Origin of the sequence: Flagellimonas halotolerans, assembly GCF_035818535.1 — a bacterium.
Taxonomy (GTDB): Bacteria; Bacteroidota; Bacteroidia; order Flavobacteriales; family Flavobacteriaceae; genus Flagellimonas; species Flagellimonas halotolerans.
In genome coordinates, this window is sequence record NZ_JAYKYV010000009.1 from 110,656 (window position 1) to 127,993 (window position 17,338).

Consider the following 17,338-nt stretch of genomic DNA (forward strand, 5'->3'; position numbering starts at 1 on the left):
TATGCTGACCAAGAGAAACCTGTATGTACTTGTTTTTGTGATTGCCGTAATTGGCCTTTTGGTGGTGCAGTACCAATATTTGCGCGTGGGACTCGGCTTGGCACGGGCCCAATTTTCAGATAAAATAGATAAGGCAAGACAGAACATTACCAGTGAATTGGCCGAGGTAAACTCCCTGACCTACACCCTTGGCAATGCCATACGAAAAGATACCTCCGAGCTAAGGATAGGGCTGGACAGCCTTGAAAAGGCATCCCAATACTATTTAAACGATTATATATCGTATCAGTTGAACGTTTCCGGAATTGATGCGCCTTTTTCCTATACCCTGTACTCCCGGGATTCCATAACCTATTTAAGTTCTGTAAGGTCGCACCTTAAGGCCGAGGACAAATTGACCTACCCTATTGAAATTGAGGGGTATTTGCCGGAACTTTTAAAAAAGGAGGTGATCCTGGAAATCGGTTTTGAGGATTTGAACAAGTATTTCTTGGGACAAATACGTGGGTTGATCATTCCAGGGCTATTGTTTCTTTTCATGATCGTCATCGTCGTTGTATGGGTGCTCCGATCATTTTATTTGCAGCGAAGCATCAATACAACTACCAACGATTTCATCAATAACCTGACACATGAACTAAAAACCCCGGTTTTTTCCATAGGATTGGCCACCAAGATTTTGGAAAAAGATGTTCCGGACAATAAAAAAGCCGTGGTGCAGCTCATTCGCGCCGAGTCGGATAGATTGAAAAAGCATATCGAAAAGGTGTTGGAGCTGGCCAGTATGGAATCGGGAAAAAAACTGTTGCGGTTCCAAACATTCGATTTTAGACCGGATTTAAAGCGAATTTGCGAAGGTTTTGCCTTACTTGCGCAACATGAGGCCATTGCATTCGAGTACGAACTGGGGGAGGGCCCATATAACATTCGGGCCGAAAAGTTTCATTTGGAAAACGTAATCGGTAATTTGTTGGAGAACGCACGGAAGTATTCGGACGACCCCAAGGTAACACTTACTGCCCAAACCCAAAAAGGATGGCTGCTCGTTCATATTTCGGACAACGGCCAGGGTATTGCCAAGGAGGACATCAAAAAAATTTTCAGTAAATATTATAGGGTGAAGAACGGGGATGTGCACAAGGTAAAAGGCTATGGTCTGGGATTGTATTATGTGCAAAAGATCATTAAAATGCACCGTGGCCAAATTTCGGTGAAAAGTGAATTGGGAGAAGGAACTACTTTTATGTTATCCCTTAAATTGACCAAAAATGGATAAAATGTACAAATTGATTTTGGTAGAAGACGATAATTCCCTAGGGTATTTGCTCTCGGAATATCTGGGAATGAAAGGTTTTTCGGTAACTTGGGCCAAGGATGCTTCGGAGGCCATAACCAAAACAAAAAGTAATGTGTTCGACCTGGCCATTTTGGATGTGATGCTTCCCGATATGGACGGATTTGAACTTTCCCAGAAAATAAAGGCGATCAATGCAGAGCTACCATTTATCTTTTTAACGGCCCGTTCGCTCAAAATAGATGTTTTAAAAGGGTTTTCCTTAGGCGCGGTCGACTATTTAAAGAAGCCGATCGATGAGGAGGAGCTGGTGGTCCGGATCAATGCCCTGTTGTCCAGGTTGGTCAGTGATGCGGCGCATGAAGACCAGGTGTCGCAATACGAAATCGGAGACTATGTCCTCAATATGGACAATTTTGAACTCAACTATAAGGGAAAACCGATAAAATTAACGGGCAAGGAGTTTGATCTATTGGCCTTGCTGGCCAAAAACAAAAACCAATTGTGCACCCACAAGGAAATATTGACCACGGTTTGGGACAAAAACGACTATTTCAACAAAAAAAGCCTTAATGTTTTTATATCACATTTACGAAAACATCTTGGCCAAGATCCCAAACTGAGTATAGTAAATGTGAGCCGTCGCGGGTTTATGCTTCGGGTAGAGGAGACTTAAACCAAATATTCTGGCTTGGTTTTTGATGCCCTTTTGAGAGAATCTGGTTACCGTTTGTTTATATGTTTAATTTTTTTAAAAATAGTTCCCCCAAGCCATCTTTGCACCAATTGGACCATCTTTATGGCCAAACCATATGTAAATGTCCGTTAAAAGAGCAAATATCCTATTGTCAAAGACTCATCGAAAGTTCCAAGTTTCATTTGGAGCAATCCTGTCCCAAAAAGGATTCCGATTATTATAAGGACCTAATCGAAGCTGCGGATAAAGAACTTCAACGATTGAACTCCCAAAGAAAATCCTGATGGATTTGAGGTGAAACGCTGCAAAAAGCAGTAAATTTAGGATTGTAAAAAAAACAGCAATGAAAAAATCAATCCTTGTTATAGCCCTACTTTCAATTTGTATCAACGCCTTTGCCACAGAAACCAAACTTATGGTCCGGGCAAAGGCAAAGGACGCCAAGTTCGTGGGAAGTTCCATAGGTGGGGCACATGTTATTGTTCGCAATACCCTGAACGGTGAAATTTTAGCGGAGGGAAACACGGTCGGTGCTACGGGGAACACAACTCTTATCATGAAAAGTCCCCATGAGCGCTACACGCAACTTAGCGATGATAAAACTGCTGGTTTTTTGGCCATTGTGGATATTGACGAACCTACTTTGGTTCGCGTGGAGGTGCTCTCTCCGGTCAATAAAAAAAATGCACAGATACAGGCCAGTACCGAACTTTGGCTGATACCCGGAAAGGATATTTTAGGGGATGGCGTGGTATTGGAAATCCCGGGTTTTGTAATCGATATATTGGAACCCAACACGCATCAATATATTTCTTTGGAATCGATTCCCGCATCCGGTATAAAGATTACGGCCAACATTGTGATGATGTGCGGCTGCCCGATTGAGAAGGATGGTATTTGGGATTCCAATCTTATGGAGGTAAGGGCCTTGGTGCAAAAAGATGGAGTATCTTTTGGCGAAACGGTATTGAACAATCCAAGCCAAAACACCTTTGAAGGAACCCTAGAAGTCACGGAGGCGGGATATTACCAAATTACGGTGTATGCCTATAATGCCAAAACTGGAAATACGGGGGTTGATACGATAAATTTTGTGGTACGGGGATAAAGCCCACCTCATACAGGTTCCAAAACCGACTTTCATTGATTGGCTTGTGTAAAATTGGTACCTTATGCCTTCCAACCAGTCCATTATGAAAAAGAACATTGTGTTCTCCATTTGTTTATTGATACTCAACGGAGCCTGCGATACTGCCCCAAAGGTTGACTTATTGGAGGAAGGTATTCCCTTAAAAATGGCAGCATATAGAAAAGAGCAGGTGTCCGATGTGGTATATAACCTATCTTTCGATATCCCATCCGAAAAACAGGAACCCATTCCTTCCAGATTAAAGTTGGATTTGGAAATCAACGACCTTTCCCACCCCCTATACCTCGATTTCAATGCAGCCGGTTCCTTGCTAAAAAGCATCAGTGTCAATGGAGAAGCGCAGGAAATCAACCATCAAAAAGAGCACATCATTGTTTCTAGGAACCTTAAGAAGGGCCCAAATACCATCGAAATTGCTTTTAATGCAGGCGAATTGTCCCTAAACCGCAACGAGGACTTTCTCTACACGCTTCTTGTTCCTGACCGGGCCAGTACCTTGTTCCCCTGTTTTGACCAGCCCAATATCAAAGCACGTTATATTTTAGATGTTACTGCTCCAAACGGATGGAAAGTATTATGCGGCGCACCTTTGGTGAAAAGTACCAAGAAAGGAGACAAAGTCCACTATAATTTTGATGAGAGCGATTCCATGAGCACTTACCTGTTCTCCATGGTCGCCGGAAAGTTCGAGTCCGTTACAGAGAACCCAGGGGTATTTGATATGACACTTTTATACCGGGAAACAGACTCGGTTAAGATAGAGCATAGCATTCCGACCATTTTTGATCTGCATCAACGATCCATAGATTTTTTAAAGGATTATACACGGTATGAGTTCCCGTTTCAAAAGTTGGATTATGTGGCCATTCCTGGGTTCCAGTATGGCGGAATGGAACATGTGGGGGCCATTCAATACCGGCAATCCTCCATTTTTTTGGATGAGAGCGCCACGGAGCGCCGCAGAATGGGAAGTGCCAAATTGATAGCCCATGAAACTTCCCACATGTGGTTTGGGGACATGGTGACCATGGACTGGTTCAACGATGTTTGGATGAAGGAAGTGTTTGCCAATTTTATGGCCGATAAAATCATAAACCCCACTTTTCCCGATATCAACCATAAGCTGCAATTCTTGATTTCCCATTACAGGAGCGCCTACGGGGAAGATAGGACCCGTGGCACCAATCCCATACGTCAACAACTGGACAACTTAAAGAATGCCGGTAGCCTGTATGGGGGAATCATTTATAACAAGGCCCCCATTATGATGCGCCAATTGGAAGCGGCCATAGGGGAGAAGGCCTTTCGCGATGGCATACGGGAATATATTTCAACCTATGCCTACAAGAATGCCACTTGGAATGATTTGGTGGAAATTTTGGACGAGCGTACCCCCAAGGATTTGAAACAGTGGAGCGAGGTATGGGTAAACCGATCCGGCAGGCCTGTTTTAACGGAAGAAATCAATTATGAAGAAGGAAAAATAAAAAGCTTTACCATTTCCCAACATGCGGAGGATGGGAGCGATAAGCTATGGCCACAGTCTTTTGAGGTAACCTTGGTGTACCCGGAAGCCGCCCGTATTGTCCCGGTTACGATTTCAGGAAGTAGTGTGGATGTAAAGTTGGCCATAGGATTGCCAAAACCCCAGGCCATTATCTATAATTCCAATGCTTTTGGATATGGCGTTTTTCCTTTGGATGCTTCGGATTTGACCATCATCCCGCAATTGAAGGACGAAGTAGCTCGCGCTTATGCCTATGTAAACACATACGAGAACGCATTGTCCGGGAACATATCACCTCTTAAAACCTTTGATTTATACATGGAAGGTGTTCTCAATGAAAGCAACGAGTTTGTACACGGAATGGTATGTGGGCAGGCGAGCGCTATATTTTGGGGTTACTTGGACTGGGAGCAGCGAGCCAAAAAACAACCTTTGGTGGAGGAACGGCTCTGGAAGGAACTTCTTGATGATGGATACAGGCCCAATATTAAAAAGAACCTATTTGGACTTTGGAAGGGATTGGCCTATTCGGACAATGCCAAAGAGCGGCTTTACCAAATTTGGAACAAAAACCTTGAGATCCCCGATTTAAAGCTAAATCAAGATGATTATACCGACATGGCCATGTCCCTTGCGCTTTACGAGCATGATAAAACACCGACCATATTGGAAAAGGCCAAAGCGCAGTTGAAAAATCCGGATAAAGTAAAACGTTTTGAGTTTTTATTGCCAGCCCTTTCATCGGAGGTTGCCGTTCGGGATGCCTTTTTTGAGTCGCTGAAAGAAGCCCAAAACCGTGAAAAGGAATCTTGGGTGGGCACGGCATGTGGTTTTATACATCATCCACTCCGTCAAAAAACAGCGATCAAGCATTTGCCCTTGGCTTTGGAACTGCTCGAAGAAATACAAAAAACAGGGGATATTTTCTTTCCCAAACGATGGCTTACATCCACGGTGGGGCAATACCAATCCGATAAGGCCTATGGGATGGTCGAAACCTATTTATCGCAGCATCCTGATATGGAGCCATCATTGAAGGGCAAGCTTTTGCAGGCTTCGGATGATTTGTATCGTTTTGTAAATCAGGAGTAAAGACAATTTTTCTTCGTATTATGTGACTTTAGTCACAAGTAAATCACTCTAAATAATTGTTTTTCAATGTTTTGATGATCAGGGTCATTGTGTTCTTGTAGCACAGACCATACTTTGGTTCCAATAAATTTTATAAATACGAGTACCATGAAAAAGATTTTAATGTTGGTGTTCGTTGTTCTTGGAACAATGACGCTGATGGCACAGGACAGGGATAGGGACAGAGTCCAAGACCCCGATCAAGATCGAGACCGTTTAATGTTGGTCGATGGCGATGTACTTCAAATTAGAGATCGTGACCAGATCCGTTTGCAAGACCCCATTACATTGAACGATGGAACGGTGGTTAATCCCAATGGGACCTATTTTACCCGAGACCGAGAAAGACTTAGGTTAAATGATGGTGAATGTTTGGATAGTGATGGGATTAAATATCGCAATGAGTACCAGTATCGTTACAAAGTGATGCAAGCTGATAAAGGACTTACCGATGCACAGATCCAGCAACGCAACCAAAACAGGTATCAATTGATGCTCATTGACGGAGATGTATATCAAATCAGGACGCAATCACAAAATAGATTGCAACAGCGGCTTGAACTTGCAGATGGGACTACGGTTGATCCAGACGGTACCTACATGAATCAAAATCGTCAGCAATTGAGGCTTCAAGACGGTGAATGTTTGAATTTGAATGGTGAAAAGTTCACAAACATGTACAAGCATCGTAAAATGATGGCAAACAATAATATGAAGTCCATCAAAAACATGAATTCTAAAAAATCCATGAACAAGGCTGCCCTTAAGAAAAAAAAGGGTGTCATGTGATGGTACTGGATATAGGGTTTGATCAATAGTATATGGTCGGGCCCTTGTTCTTTCTTAATTGATTTATCATGAAACGGTATGTACCCTTAAGTGTGATCTTGTGTTTAGGTACCCTAATGGGTGTATTTGCACAAAGGACCGGCAAGGAAAAGTCCGATAGCGAAGATTCCTATGTTTTGATGGATATAAGTCACATGAACGATGCGGTTTTTATGGGTAGGCGAGATTCCATAGCTGCTCCGTACCTATTGCCTTCCATTGGATATTATGACAAATCGGGACTGTTTGTTGATGCCACTGTATCGTATCTAACAAGTTCCGATAAGCAACGCGTGGACCTTTTTTATTTGACTGGTGGGTATTTGTTTGATTCCAATAATTGGAGCGGAGGTGTTTCCGGAACGGCTTATTTTTACAATGAAGATAGTTACAATGTACAATCCGAGGTGGTCGCGGACATCACGGGTTTGATCGGTTACGATTTTAAATTGCTGGAACTATCGGTTTATGCCAGTTCCTATTTCAATAAGAATAGCTCACCCGATATGTTTTTAGGCCTTATGGCCGATCATACCTTTAGGGCATTTGACGATCATTTGTTGTTTGCTCCCCGATTTTCGGTTTATGCAGGATCCCAATACTTTTATGAAGAATACTACACTACCAGCCGATTGGGCAATAGAAAAAGCAGTGGTGGACAGGGTAGTGGTCCGGGGGGTTCTGTTGGCCCGGGAACCGAAGTTACGATCGTGCAAATTGCAGAGGCATCTGAATTCAATGTACTCAATATGGAGCTAGGCTTTCCTTTCCAATATCATTTCGACCAATTTATTTTGTCGTTAACACCTACTTGGGCATTTCCCCAGACCCCTGCAACCCTTACCACGGATACAGAAACCTTTAAAGAAGATTTGGGGAATGTGTTCTACTGGTCCGTAGGTTTAAGCTACTGGTTCGATACAACCAAGAAGAAATAAGGTTTCTATGTTCTATTGGGGCAAATAGTCCATAGGTTTTGGCCGCTGTGGTTATCCTGTCCAAGTGCCCCACAAAAGATTCATCCTTCGTTAAAAAAAGAACATGTACAAAACCATTGGTATGTGTAAAAACTTCTTGGTGATGTTCGGAGTAAAACCCAACAAATCCCCCCTTTGGCATTTTCAAATGAAAACTTTCGTGATTTCACTCCCTCTCGATAACCTTCCACATCGGGCAAACAAAGGGTAACAATATGGGAAAGAATAAGACATACGATGCCATCGTTAAAGGGAAAGCTTTTGCAGGCTTCGGATGATCTGTATCGTTTTGTCGGGATGGAATGAGCCGATCTTAATGGATTTGATGGACGTATATTTTAGGTTTCAGTACTCCACACACTCTTTTACAACACTAAGAACAATCCGCACAGGTACCCGTTAAAACACAGTTGACACTTTCAACCTTATAGCCCATAGGCAACGAAAAATCCACTTTTTCCTTTAAACAGGCGATAGTTTGGCAACTGGTACAACGAAAGTGGAAGTGGCTATCCGGCAAGGACTTCCCATCACAGTCCATGCAGATTGCAAAATACTGTTTACCATCCTCCGCTACAATATTATGGACCAGACCATCCTCACAAAACCGGTTTAAGATTCTGTATATGGTCGCCCTATTGATATCCATATCGATCTTGTCCTCAATGGCATCATGGCTCATGGCTTTGCCACTCTGGGACAATAAATCCAAGATTGCCTGTTTTGTTGGTGTGTTTCTTCTTTTCATAAATTATTAATGCGACATTGTTGCAATAATATAAAATATTCATAAGTTTGACAAAAATTTCGGGCTTACAAATCACATTATGGAAAAAAGCAAGATATACGATGTTATTATTATAGGAGGGAGTTATGCTGGGCTTTCGGCAGCTATGGCCCTCGGGAGGTCGTTAAACCAAACCTTGGTTATTGATGGGGGCGAGCCATGTAATAGGCAAACTCCACATTCCCAAAATTTTTTGACTCAAGACGGCAAACCTCCCAAGGAGATTGCCGACCTCGCAACAAGGCAGGTTAAGGACTATGAAAGTGTTACGTTTTTTAAAGGCTTTGCATTAAATGCAAGTACATCTAAAAGTGGTTTTCTTGTCCGTACCGATACTGGGGATGTTTTTGAGGGGAAAAAAATGATTATGGCCACGGGCATCAAGGATTTGCTGCCAGAGATTCCGGGGTTTCAAGAGTGCTGGGGGATTTCCGTGATACATTGTCCCTATTGCCATGGGTATGAATACCGCGGTAAAAAAACAGGGATATGGGCACCTGCAGAAAAAGCATTTCATTTGGCTCCGTTGTTGCTCAACCTTACCGATGATCTTACTATTATAGGCCAAAAAGTGTCAAACTTTACCGAAGAAGAGTTAAAAACACTTCAAAAGCATGGTGTCAAAATGGTACATCATAATGTTATGGCAATGGAACATAAAAATGGATACCTCCATAAAGTGGTCCTTGATAATGGGGACAAAATTTCCTTTTCGGCCGTTTATGCGGGTGTCCCATTTGAACAAAGTTCGGATATTCCCAATTCGCTGGGCTGTGAACTTACGGAACAAGGTTTTATTAAAACGGATCATTTCCAGAAGACCACTGTGTCTGGAGTGTTTGCTTGTGGGGATAACAGTATTTCCATGCGGTCGGTTGCCCAAGCTGTGGCATCGGGCAACTTGGCAGGCGCCATGGCCAATATGGAACTCTCGAAAGAATCATTTTAAAACAATCTTCATGAAGATAAAAAACCAAACTTTTGACATAATTGCACTTACAAGCTCGTTTATTTGTGCCATTCACTGCGCGGCTGTGCCCATTCTGCTATCATTCCCATCCTTGTCCAGCCTACATTTTTTACATAATCCACTTATAGAATGGTCGTTTATCGGACTTGGTGTTGTCTTTGTATTTGTTTCCCTTTGGCCGAGCTATAAAAAAGTACATCGTAAATCAGGGCCTTTGCTCATTGCCGCCCTTGGTTTTGGTACAATAGCACTGGGCAGGTTGGATTTCAGCGGAACTTGGGAAGTCGTACATACGGTGTTTGGGGCCATCATGGTTGCTGTGGCCCATTTTATAAACTGGAAGTTGTTGCGTTTTAGGGGAGGGCATAAACATTAAAGTGCCGGGGGACAAACTTGATCATAATTTTAGCATCGACCTAACTGTTTTTGGACCAGGAGAATGTCCAAAATGTAAGAAACACCACCTCTTGGTATTTTCTATGTGCACAGTTTAGGGGAAAGCCCCTTTAATTAAAAACATGCAAGCGATAGCTGGTGGCTTGGGGGTTAACCCACCGCCGGTTCCATTAAACGCAATTGTTTTTTATAGGCATTAAAGTAAGCCTCAACGCCTATGGGGAGAGTCGAATTTTGCGGTATGTGTCCAAAGCTCATGCCATAAACGGCGGGAATGCCCAATGGGGAAATCCTGTCCATGATCACTTCCCTTAACGTAAAGTTTTCGGTAGTACGTTTACGGTCGCACCCTTTGCAAACACCAAAAATGATTCCCTTGGCCTTGGTAAAGCTTTCAACATCGCTAAGTTGGGTAAGCATACGGTCAATGCGGTACGGGGCTTCCTCCACATCTTCCAATAGTACGAGTTTGTCCGTAAAGTCGATTTCATAAGGAGTGCCTATCATGGCGGCCACCAAGGTTAAACTACCCCCTACAAGTTCTCCTTGACCAATACCGGCGGTAATCGTATATCGGTAGTATTCGCTGTTGCGGTATTGTTTCGGGTCTTTTAATATGGCATTTTTGATGGGCAGTGTTTGCTGTGGTTCCATCAATACTTTTTTGAAGTAAACCTGACTGTACTCATCATCCAGCGTTTTTCCAACTGGTCCGTGAAAACCAATAAGACCGGTTTTTTTATAAATGGTGTTGATCAATGCGGTGATGTCGCTGAAACCAATTAAGGCCTTTGGGTTGTTTTCGATGACCCCATAATCCAATAAGTCAAGAATACGGGTGCATCCATATCCGCCACGGGCACAGAGAATGGCATCAATATCCGGGTTGGCAAACATTTCGTTCACATCCTTTGCACGTTCTTCGTCGGTATCGCTGAAATAACCGTAATTGCCTTTTATACGATCGGTGTGATAGGTCTTGAAACCCATTTTTTGCAGCGTGTCCAAAGCCAGGTAGAGTGCTTCCTGTTCAATGGCAAATCCAGGGGCAACAAGGCCAATGGTATCCCCAAGTTTTAATTTTTTGGGCTTGATCTTGGGCTTGGGATCGGGGAAAGTTTGATGGCCCCAAGTGGTTTGGTGCAAAAGGGTGGCAGCTCCCAGAGCTGTTGCCGATTTTAAAAAACTTCTTCTTTTGGACATTGTTGAATCCCTCCTTGAGGGTTTGACTCCCCGACGTTCTAGGTCGAAATGGATTATTTTTTTTGGTTTGAACACCCCGTAGGCTTGCCCCGAGGTAGTTGATTTATCAATACAAAATATAAAAATGCACAAAATTTAAAAGAACAGCATCAATTAATCACTGTTTCTTTCGTCTCTACCTAATTGTCTTTGGATTTTTCTGATGGCCGATTCGATGGATTTTTCGGGTTCTATGATATTGTATTCGCCCCAAAAATCAGGATCCGAGAAGCCGGAGGCCTCATCACTTAGGATAATGGACTTTCGGATCTGTTGCCGATATCTGGGCCTTTCGGTCTTGCTTACTCTTTCCCAATCGGTGATGGCCATTTCGGCTGTCATGCTGTACTGTGAATTGAACCATTTATCGGCCCAGTCCACTTTAAACTCCATAAATACGCTGCTATAGCCGTAATGCCACTTTCCATCTTTTTCCCGGTAATCAACACGGTAGGAGACCTCTGTGGGCCATACATCCACTTTTGCGGGCTTTCTGCGCACAAAAAGTTGGGCAGCTTTGTTCCTATCTGTAATGTTCAATGAAAAAATGGCACCGGTTAAGATCTTATTCTCGACATCGATGTACAGTTCCCCGCGATATAAGGGCTCCAAAATACCTTCATGCTGATTGAATTTGATGACATAGATCAACCGATCATTGGTCATTGTGGAGCGATCAAAGGTAAATTTGTAGTTGGATAGGGACTCTTCCGAGAATATATATTCCGGGTACTTCATCATATCTACGTACAAGGTGTTGTAAGGCCCCCCCTGAAGCTTTAGTGCCACGGTGTCCAACTTGCTGTAATCGGTGCTTTTTCTAGCCTTGTAAAGTTCAACGGCATCGTCCCGGGTGGAACTGTAAGGTGTTTTGTATACATTGACCACCGCTTCGGCCAAAGAAACGTTCCTTCTTCGTCTTTTTATGGTTTCTCGATAAAAGGCCGTCATTAACGAAGGATCTTCAAAATAATTCTCATCCCTGTTCTTTAGGGTCTCCTTGACCAAGGCCAACGCATCTTTTGGGGCGTTCACATTGATTTCCGAAAGCCTTGTAACGGACACCTCTAGGGATATTTCGTTTTTTTCACGTTCAAGGCTGGCAATGGGAACCTTTTTGGTTTTGTAGCCCAAAAATGAAACCACCACATTTTTGTTGGTGTATTCTTTGGGTACTTTTAAAAGAAAGTTTCCTTCTGTATTGGTAATGGTACTTATGTTGGTGCCTTCTACAGTGAGTGTGGCAAAAACCAAAGATTTATTGCTCGATGCCTCTTTGACCTCCCCACTATATTCATTGAAATCGACCTCTGTGCCGTCTTGTTGAAAAGCAAAGGCCTCTGTTGGGCTTAACAGTGCCATAGCGCATAGTGCCAATGGCAAAAATGCATGGTGTTTTATGTTTAAAATCAATGATGGGATTCTCAGCGGCATATCGGCAATTTTTCTTTGTTATTTTTTATTAAATATACAAAATTTAGGGCACAAATTTTTGTACCATTTTAGTTAAAAAACCGAACAATCCACTTAAAATCAGTTGGTAGGAACTTTAGTCCACCATAAAGAGCGCATTGGCAAAAAACAGTTTGCCGTTTTCCCAAAATCCTCGGAACAAGGGGTTGTCCACCAAATAAATTACATGGCCGCGACCAAAGTTTTCCACCCCGAATATTAAGGATTCGGAAATCTTTTTCTGTGCCTCTATACCTGCAAAACCAGAAAAGGGTTTGGTGTTCTGTTCGAGGTACACCGCATTTCCGTTGTCCAGATATTCATAGGCACTGCTTCCTAGCTTTAAAGAGAAATAGTCGGAACCATAGCCGTAGGCCAACGGATTGGAACTATCCACCTTGGTCTTGAAGATTGCGCCGGTAATCGCTCCCTTGATGCGTTCCCGCTCCCAATCTTTATAGGGTTGGGGTGTGTTTTGGGTGGAATCCTTTTCCACTTTCTTTTTCTTGATCCCAAATCCCTTTTTACCATCAAGGGCATCGATGGACCCGCCCATGGCAATGATTTTTCCGCCTTGTCTTACCCAATTCTTTAGCTTGGATAGTTGGTCTTCGTTAAAATGGTTGTCGTAACGCCCATCCGGCAGAACCAAAATGTTGTACTCGTTCAAGTCCACCCGGTTTGCATAGTCATCATCAATAACGGTAAGAGGGTAATGCAATTGTCGCTCAAAAAAGTGCCAAATTTCCCCGAATCGTAATGTTGAGGTGGGGCCACCGGATAAAACGGCGATCTTTGGCCTGCTTATCATTTGAATGGAAGAGGAACCAAAATCCTTACCTGAATCCACAAAACCTGTACTTGTGGAGGTAATCTCCTTTTTAAATGTAGCAGCAATGGTTTGCAGGGTTTGAATAAAATCTTCCTTGTTTTCGTTGTCCCCTTTGGTGATGATCAACGTACCACGCGCAAAGGATTTGCCTTCGATACTAAAAGGGTGGTCTGCTTTGCGAACCCTTATTCCCTCGTTTAGTAGGGCCGCCAAAAATCGGGCATCCTCCATGCTGTTCCAATCGGTCAGATAGGCATAGCGTCCGTTATTGATACCTGAAGGCACCATAACTTCTTCCGTGTTTTGGGAAGATACTTTGGACGTGGAGGCAATGGCGTCCAATCCATAGGCGTAGGGCAGCGACCAAGCGGTGATATCGTAGGTCAACGAATCCGAAAGTTTGGCATTGGGCTCGAACAATACTTTTACCAAGGTGCCTTTGGGCTGGTCGGTAGATACTACCATACCATTTTTGTTGATGGACAGGCTACCGTTGTTTCCGGTACCGTAGCTATGTCCTTTGTAAGAACCACTGGAAAGATCGCCGTATACAATATTGTGTTTGTCCAAAAGGGATTTAAGGGCATTCAATTTGTCCCTGCCGCCCTTTAGTACATAGCTTTTGTACTTAAAATCCTTATTTTGATGGAACTTCCTGAATTCCTCATTCAATTTCTCCGCATTCTGGGAAGAAACCTCCACGGTGGAGAGCCCAGTGGTAAAGTGATGGGCAATCCGGTCTTTTAAGGTAAGTGTATCGCCGATAGCCGTGATGATTCCAAGCCCGGCCCTGCCACTTCCACCTTGTTCGTAGGTCATTCCAACAGAGCCGTTGTAAATGGGGTAGGTATCACCATAGCTGGGGTACAAAAGGTCAAAAACCTCTTTGGTGAAGTAAAACCAACCGTTGGCATCAAAATATTTGGCGTGATTTCTACCAAGGGTGACCTGAAAATCACGCTGAAAATCGGTGATCACCTCGTGATAGGGTTCTGCCGCAGGTGCAAAATAATAGGGATTGTTCACACCCTGCTCATGGAAATCCACATGGATGTGGGGCAACCATTGGTTGAACATTCTTAACCGTTGTTGGCTCTCTACCTGTGTCAACCACGCCCAGTCACGGTTCAGGTCGAACATATAATGGTTGCTCCGTCCGCTCCACCAGCCTTCGTGGTGTTCCTTGCTGTTCGGGTCCACTTGGTAGGGGGTGTTCTTATATTGATTGTACCAGTTGCTGTATCTGTCGCGCCCATCCGGATTAATACACGGATCCATGATCACCACGGTGTTTTCCAGGTATGCACTCTTTTTGGTCAAAAGTTCATAAATGGTCTTCATGGAAGCCTCTGTGCTCACACTTTCGTTGCCGTGTACATTATAGCTCAGCCAAACAATGGCTTTGGATGCATTTCCTCCCCCTTCTTCGGTATTCTTTAAATGTTCCTGTCTGATGGTTTCCAGATTGGCCAAGTTTTCTGCGGAGGATACATAGGCCAAGATCAAAGGCCTACGCTCGTAAGTCTGGCCGTAAACGGTAAGCTGCACCCTGTCCGGGGCGGATTCAGCCAAATACTCGTAATAATCCACCACTTCGTGATGACGGGTAAACTGTGTTCCGAGTTCGTACCCCAAAAATTCTGAAGGGGATTTTAGTTGTTGTGCCGATACGGAAATTGATACGAAAAGAATGAGGAAAAATAAAAATCTGGTCATGCTTGGGTTAATTGGTTCTACCAAATCTACTAATAAATTGAGGCAGAATCCTAATTTTATTGGACCCGACCCGCTAAAACTGCATAAAATTCAATTAACGTATTTTTGGGATGAGAAAAAAAGAAGAGACTTATCTTTGAACACCTCATTGCAATTTTTAATGGAAGTAGAATGTATACCCTTTAAGGAGACCGGTTATTTTTCCCAATTAATTTGTGACTATCTCGATCAGAAAAAAGAATTATCCCCTTTTTTTAATAGATATCCTTTGCCCGAAAATTTTGGTGATCAAATCAAAGAAAAGGCCATGAACTATCCCAAAGCGCATCGAAAAGTCTTGGTCAATGCTTTAAAGGAGCAATACCATGGCGTTGAGGTTTCCAAGGCAACGCAAAAAAATAGGGATGCCTTGTCCGAAGAGACCACATTTACGGTGGTAACCGGACATCAGTTAAATTTATTTACGGGGCCCCTGTACTTCCTTTATAAGATTGTATCCACTATCAATTTGACCAAACAGCTCAACAAAGAGCATCCAAAAAACCACTTTGTGCCGGTATATTGGATGGCCACGGAGGACCATGATTTTGATGAGATCAATTATTTTAACCTGCACGGAAAAAAGGTGCTTTGGAACAAAAAGGCATCTGGAGCGGTAGGTCGATTATCTACGGAAGGTCTGGAAGAGGTGTTCGAGATATTTTCCGCGGAACTTGGAAATTTAGGACTTACCGAAAAGCTGAAAGACCTGTTTAAAAAAGCATATTTAGAGCATTCAACCCTTACCGAAGCCACCCGGTATCTTGCCAATGCACTGTTTGGTGACCAAGGTTTGGTGATTGTGGACGGCGATGATAAAGGTTTGAAGGAATTACTCGTTCCCTATGCCAAAAAGGATATACTGGAGCACACACCCCATAAAAAAATATTGGAAACAATCGATGCATTGGGGAAAGCTTCTCCGGACTATACCATTCAGGTAAACCCAAGGGAGATCAACTATTTTTATTTAAAGGATGGTCTGCGAGAACGGATTATCCTAAAAAAAGGGAAATACCATGTGATCAATACCCATATCGATTTTACCGAGGAAGAACTTTTAAAGGAACTTGACGGGCATCCCGAACGGTTTTCGCCCAATGTAGTGGCGCGACCTCTGTACCAAGAAGTGATTTTGCCCAACCTATGCTATATTGGCGGGGGAGGGGAATTGGCCTATTGGTTGGAGCTTAAATCCTATTTTGATGGGGTTGGGGTTACATTTCCTATGTTGATGCTTCGAAATTCAGCTTTGCTGATAACGGAAAAGCAATCGGAAAAAGTGGAACGGATGGGCTTGAAGGTTTCCCATTTATTTATGAAGCAACATTCGCTGATCAATAAAAAGATACGCGATATCTCCAATATCGATATTGATTTTTCGCCACAGAAACAGTTGTTGGAAGAGCAGTTCCAGCACCTGTACGAACTGGCCGAACAAACCGATAAAAGCTTTTTGGGAGCTGTAAAGGCACAGGAGGTAAAGCAGAAAAAAGGCTTGGACAACTTGGAAAAAAGATTGTTGCGAGCCCAAAAAAGAAAATTAAAGGACCATGTGGTTCGGTTGACCGATCTTCAAAATGGGTTGTTCCCCAACCGATCGCTTCAGGAAAGACAGCTCAACTTTTCGGAAATATACATGGAAATGGGAGAGGATTTGATTCCTCTGCTGTTGGAGACATTGGACCCCTTTTCCAAAGGCTTTACAATTTTAAGGCACAATTGATTGCTGCCTGATGCCATTCAATACATTGATATTTTTCAAAAAAGCTTGCAACCAAAGTAGGGTATTCATGCTCTGGGTTGTTCCATAGGTGTAAATAGCTATGAAAATTTAAATTTTGGGTTGGTTGACTCATATGTTTAGGTTGGTTTTGATTTTATTTTTATTGAAAAGCCCTGGAGTGGTTCCCAGGGCTTTTTGTTTTTTATGACTGACCCGTCCTGAAATAAGTTGACAACAATTCGACTTATTTATGGAATCATCAACGAACAAAACAGTTAAGCGGACCCAAAAGGATTACAACTTAGGCTTTAAATTGGCAGTAGTATCCCAGGTAGAAAAAGGGGAAATGACCTATAAGCAAGCTCAAAGGGCGTACGGGATCCAAGGAAGAAGTACGGTATTGGTTTGGTTAAGAAAACATGGTACCTTGGACTGGAGCCAACCAAGACGGATAATCATGCCTAGATCAAAAGAGACCCCAGCCCAGAAAATCAAGAGATTGGAGAGGGAGCTTTCTGATGAGAAGCTTAAAAACAAAGTACTCAACACGATGATTGATATCTCAGATCAGCAACATGGTACTTCCATCAGAAA

Annotated in this window: 14 protein-coding genes; 10 read left to right on the top strand and 4 right to left on the bottom strand. The window is 43.0% G+C overall.

The genetic code is table 11. The features are described from left to right. The first annotated feature begins 1 nt into the window (after window position 1). The 6 genes from VM932_RS11870 to VM932_RS11895 all read left to right on the top strand — a co-directional run bounded on the left by VM932_RS11870 (window position 2) and on the right by VM932_RS11895 (window position 7,545). Window positions 2–1,276 (top strand): sensor histidine kinase, encoded by a 1,275-nt coding sequence (locus VM932_RS11870; protein WP_326279002.1) that lies wholly within the window; start codon window positions 2–4, stop codon window positions 1,274–1,276. A gap of 1 nt (window position 1,277) precedes the next feature. Then, window positions 1,278–1,970, top strand: coding sequence for a response regulator transcription factor (locus VM932_RS11875; protein WP_326279003.1), 693 nt, complete (start codon window positions 1,278–1,280; stop codon window positions 1,968–1,970). 364 nt (window positions 1,971–2,334) lie between these two features. Next, window positions 2,335–3,099: a hypothetical protein gene (locus tag VM932_RS11880; protein ID WP_326279004.1), complete on the top strand. Its 765-nt coding sequence runs from the start codon at window positions 2,335–2,337 to the stop codon at window positions 3,097–3,099. 85 nt (window positions 3,100–3,184) lie between these two features. Further along, entirely contained in the window at window positions 3,185–5,740 is a 2,556-nt protein-coding gene (locus VM932_RS11885; protein WP_326279005.1) for a M1 family metallopeptidase, read from the top strand. A 147-nt stretch (window positions 5,741–5,887) separates the two neighbouring features. Further along, window positions 5,888–6,568, top strand: a complete 681-nt coding sequence (locus tag VM932_RS11890) for a DUF6799 domain-containing protein (RefSeq protein ID WP_326279006.1) — start codon at window positions 5,888–5,890, stop codon at window positions 6,566–6,568. Window positions 6,569–6,636: 68 nt separating this feature from the next. Further along, complete coding sequence (locus VM932_RS11895) at window positions 6,637–7,545, top strand: hypothetical protein (protein WP_326279007.1); 909 nt, start codon at window positions 6,637–6,639, stop codon at window positions 7,543–7,545. A 412-nt stretch (window positions 7,546–7,957) separates the two neighbouring features. Here the strand turns inward: VM932_RS11895 and VM932_RS11900 are convergent, their stop codons facing one another. Continuing rightward, window positions 7,958–8,332: a Fur family transcriptional regulator gene (locus VM932_RS11900; RefSeq protein WP_326279008.1), complete on the bottom strand. Its 375-nt coding sequence runs from the start codon at window positions 8,330–8,332 to the stop codon at window positions 7,958–7,960. 79 nt (window positions 8,333–8,411) lie between these two features. Here VM932_RS11900 and VM932_RS11905 point away from each other — a divergent pair, with 79 nt between their 5' ends. Next, window positions 8,412–9,320, top strand: a complete 909-nt coding sequence (locus tag VM932_RS11905) for an NAD(P)/FAD-dependent oxidoreductase (protein ID WP_326279009.1) — start codon at window positions 8,412–8,414, stop codon at window positions 9,318–9,320. Window positions 9,321–9,330: 10 nt separating this feature from the next. Continuing rightward, window positions 9,331–9,717 carry a MerC domain-containing protein gene (locus VM932_RS11910; RefSeq protein WP_326279010.1) on the top strand — a complete coding sequence of 129 codons (387 nt, stop codon included), beginning with the start codon at window positions 9,331–9,333 and terminating at the stop codon, window positions 9,715–9,717. Between the two features lie 170 nt (window positions 9,718–9,887). Here VM932_RS11910 and VM932_RS11915 read toward each other — a convergent pair whose 3' ends face one another. The 3 genes from VM932_RS11915 to VM932_RS11925 all read right to left on the bottom strand — a co-directional run bounded on the left by VM932_RS11915 (window position 9,888) and on the right by VM932_RS11925 (window position 14,979). Then, complete coding sequence (locus tag VM932_RS11915; protein ID WP_326279011.1) at window positions 9,888–10,940, bottom strand: LD-carboxypeptidase; 1,053 nt, start codon at window positions 10,938–10,940, stop codon at window positions 9,888–9,890. Window positions 10,941–11,093: 153 nt separating this feature from the next. Beyond that, window positions 11,094–12,413 (bottom strand): carboxypeptidase-like regulatory domain-containing protein, encoded by a 1,320-nt coding sequence (locus VM932_RS11920; RefSeq protein ID WP_326279012.1) that lies wholly within the window; start codon window positions 12,411–12,413, stop codon window positions 11,094–11,096. Between the two features lie 115 nt (window positions 12,414–12,528). Next, window positions 12,529–14,979, bottom strand: a complete 2,451-nt coding sequence (locus tag VM932_RS11925; protein ID WP_326279013.1) for a M14 family metallopeptidase — start codon at window positions 14,977–14,979, stop codon at window positions 12,529–12,531. Between the two features lie 160 nt (window positions 14,980–15,139). Here VM932_RS11925 and bshC point away from each other — a divergent pair, with 160 nt between their 5' ends. Beyond that, the gene (gene bshC, locus VM932_RS11930; protein WP_326279016.1) at window positions 15,140–16,744 is read left to right on the top strand and encodes a bacillithiol biosynthesis cysteine-adding enzyme BshC; all 1,605 of its coding nucleotides are present in this window, start codon (window positions 15,140–15,142) and stop codon (window positions 16,742–16,744) included. A 250-nt stretch (window positions 16,745–16,994) separates the two neighbouring features. Beyond that, window positions 16,995–17,338 (top strand): helix-turn-helix domain-containing protein (locus VM932_RS11935; protein ID WP_326279014.1); only part of this gene is annotated, 344 nt, incomplete at its 3' end.

Bases quoted from the DNA above. Each gene is read 5' to 3' on its own strand.
- VM932_RS11885 (WP_326279005.1), top strand. From the start codon at position 3,185: ATGAAAAAGAACATTGTGTTCTCCATTTGTTTATTGATACTCAACGGA.
- VM932_RS11900 (WP_326279008.1), bottom strand. From the start codon at position 8,332: ATGAAAAGAAGAAACACACCAACAAAACAGGCAATCTTGGATTTATTG.
- VM932_RS11890 (WP_326279006.1), top strand. From the start codon at position 5,888: ATGAAAAAGATTTTAATGTTGGTGTTCGTTGTTCTTGGAACAATGACG.
- VM932_RS11915 (WP_326279011.1), bottom strand. From the start codon at position 10,940: ATGTCCAAAAGAAGAAGTTTTTTAAAATCGGCAACAGCTCTGGGAGCT.
- VM932_RS11880 (WP_326279004.1), top strand. From the start codon at position 2,335: ATGAAAAAATCAATCCTTGTTATAGCCCTACTTTCAATTTGTATCAAC.
- VM932_RS11895 (WP_326279007.1), top strand. From the start codon at position 6,637: ATGAAACGGTATGTACCCTTAAGTGTGATCTTGTGTTTAGGTACCCTA.
- VM932_RS11905 (WP_326279009.1), top strand. From the start codon at position 8,412: ATGGAAAAAAGCAAGATATACGATGTTATTATTATAGGAGGGAGTTAT.
- VM932_RS11920 (WP_326279012.1), bottom strand. From the start codon at position 12,413: ATGCCGCTGAGAATCCCATCATTGATTTTAAACATAAAACACCATGCA.
- VM932_RS11870 (WP_326279002.1), top strand. From the start codon at position 2: ATGCTGACCAAGAGAAACCTGTATGTACTTGTTTTTGTGATTGCCGTA.
- bshC (WP_326279016.1), top strand. From the start codon at position 15,140: ATGGAAGTAGAATGTATACCCTTTAAGGAGACCGGTTATTTTTCCCAA.
- VM932_RS11925 (WP_326279013.1), bottom strand. From the start codon at position 14,979: ATGACCAGATTTTTATTTTTCCTCATTCTTTTCGTATCAATTTCCGTA.
- VM932_RS11910 (WP_326279010.1), top strand. From the start codon at position 9,331: ATGAAGATAAAAAACCAAACTTTTGACATAATTGCACTTACAAGCTCG.
- VM932_RS11875 (WP_326279003.1), top strand. From the start codon at position 1,278: ATGTACAAATTGATTTTGGTAGAAGACGATAATTCCCTAGGGTATTTG.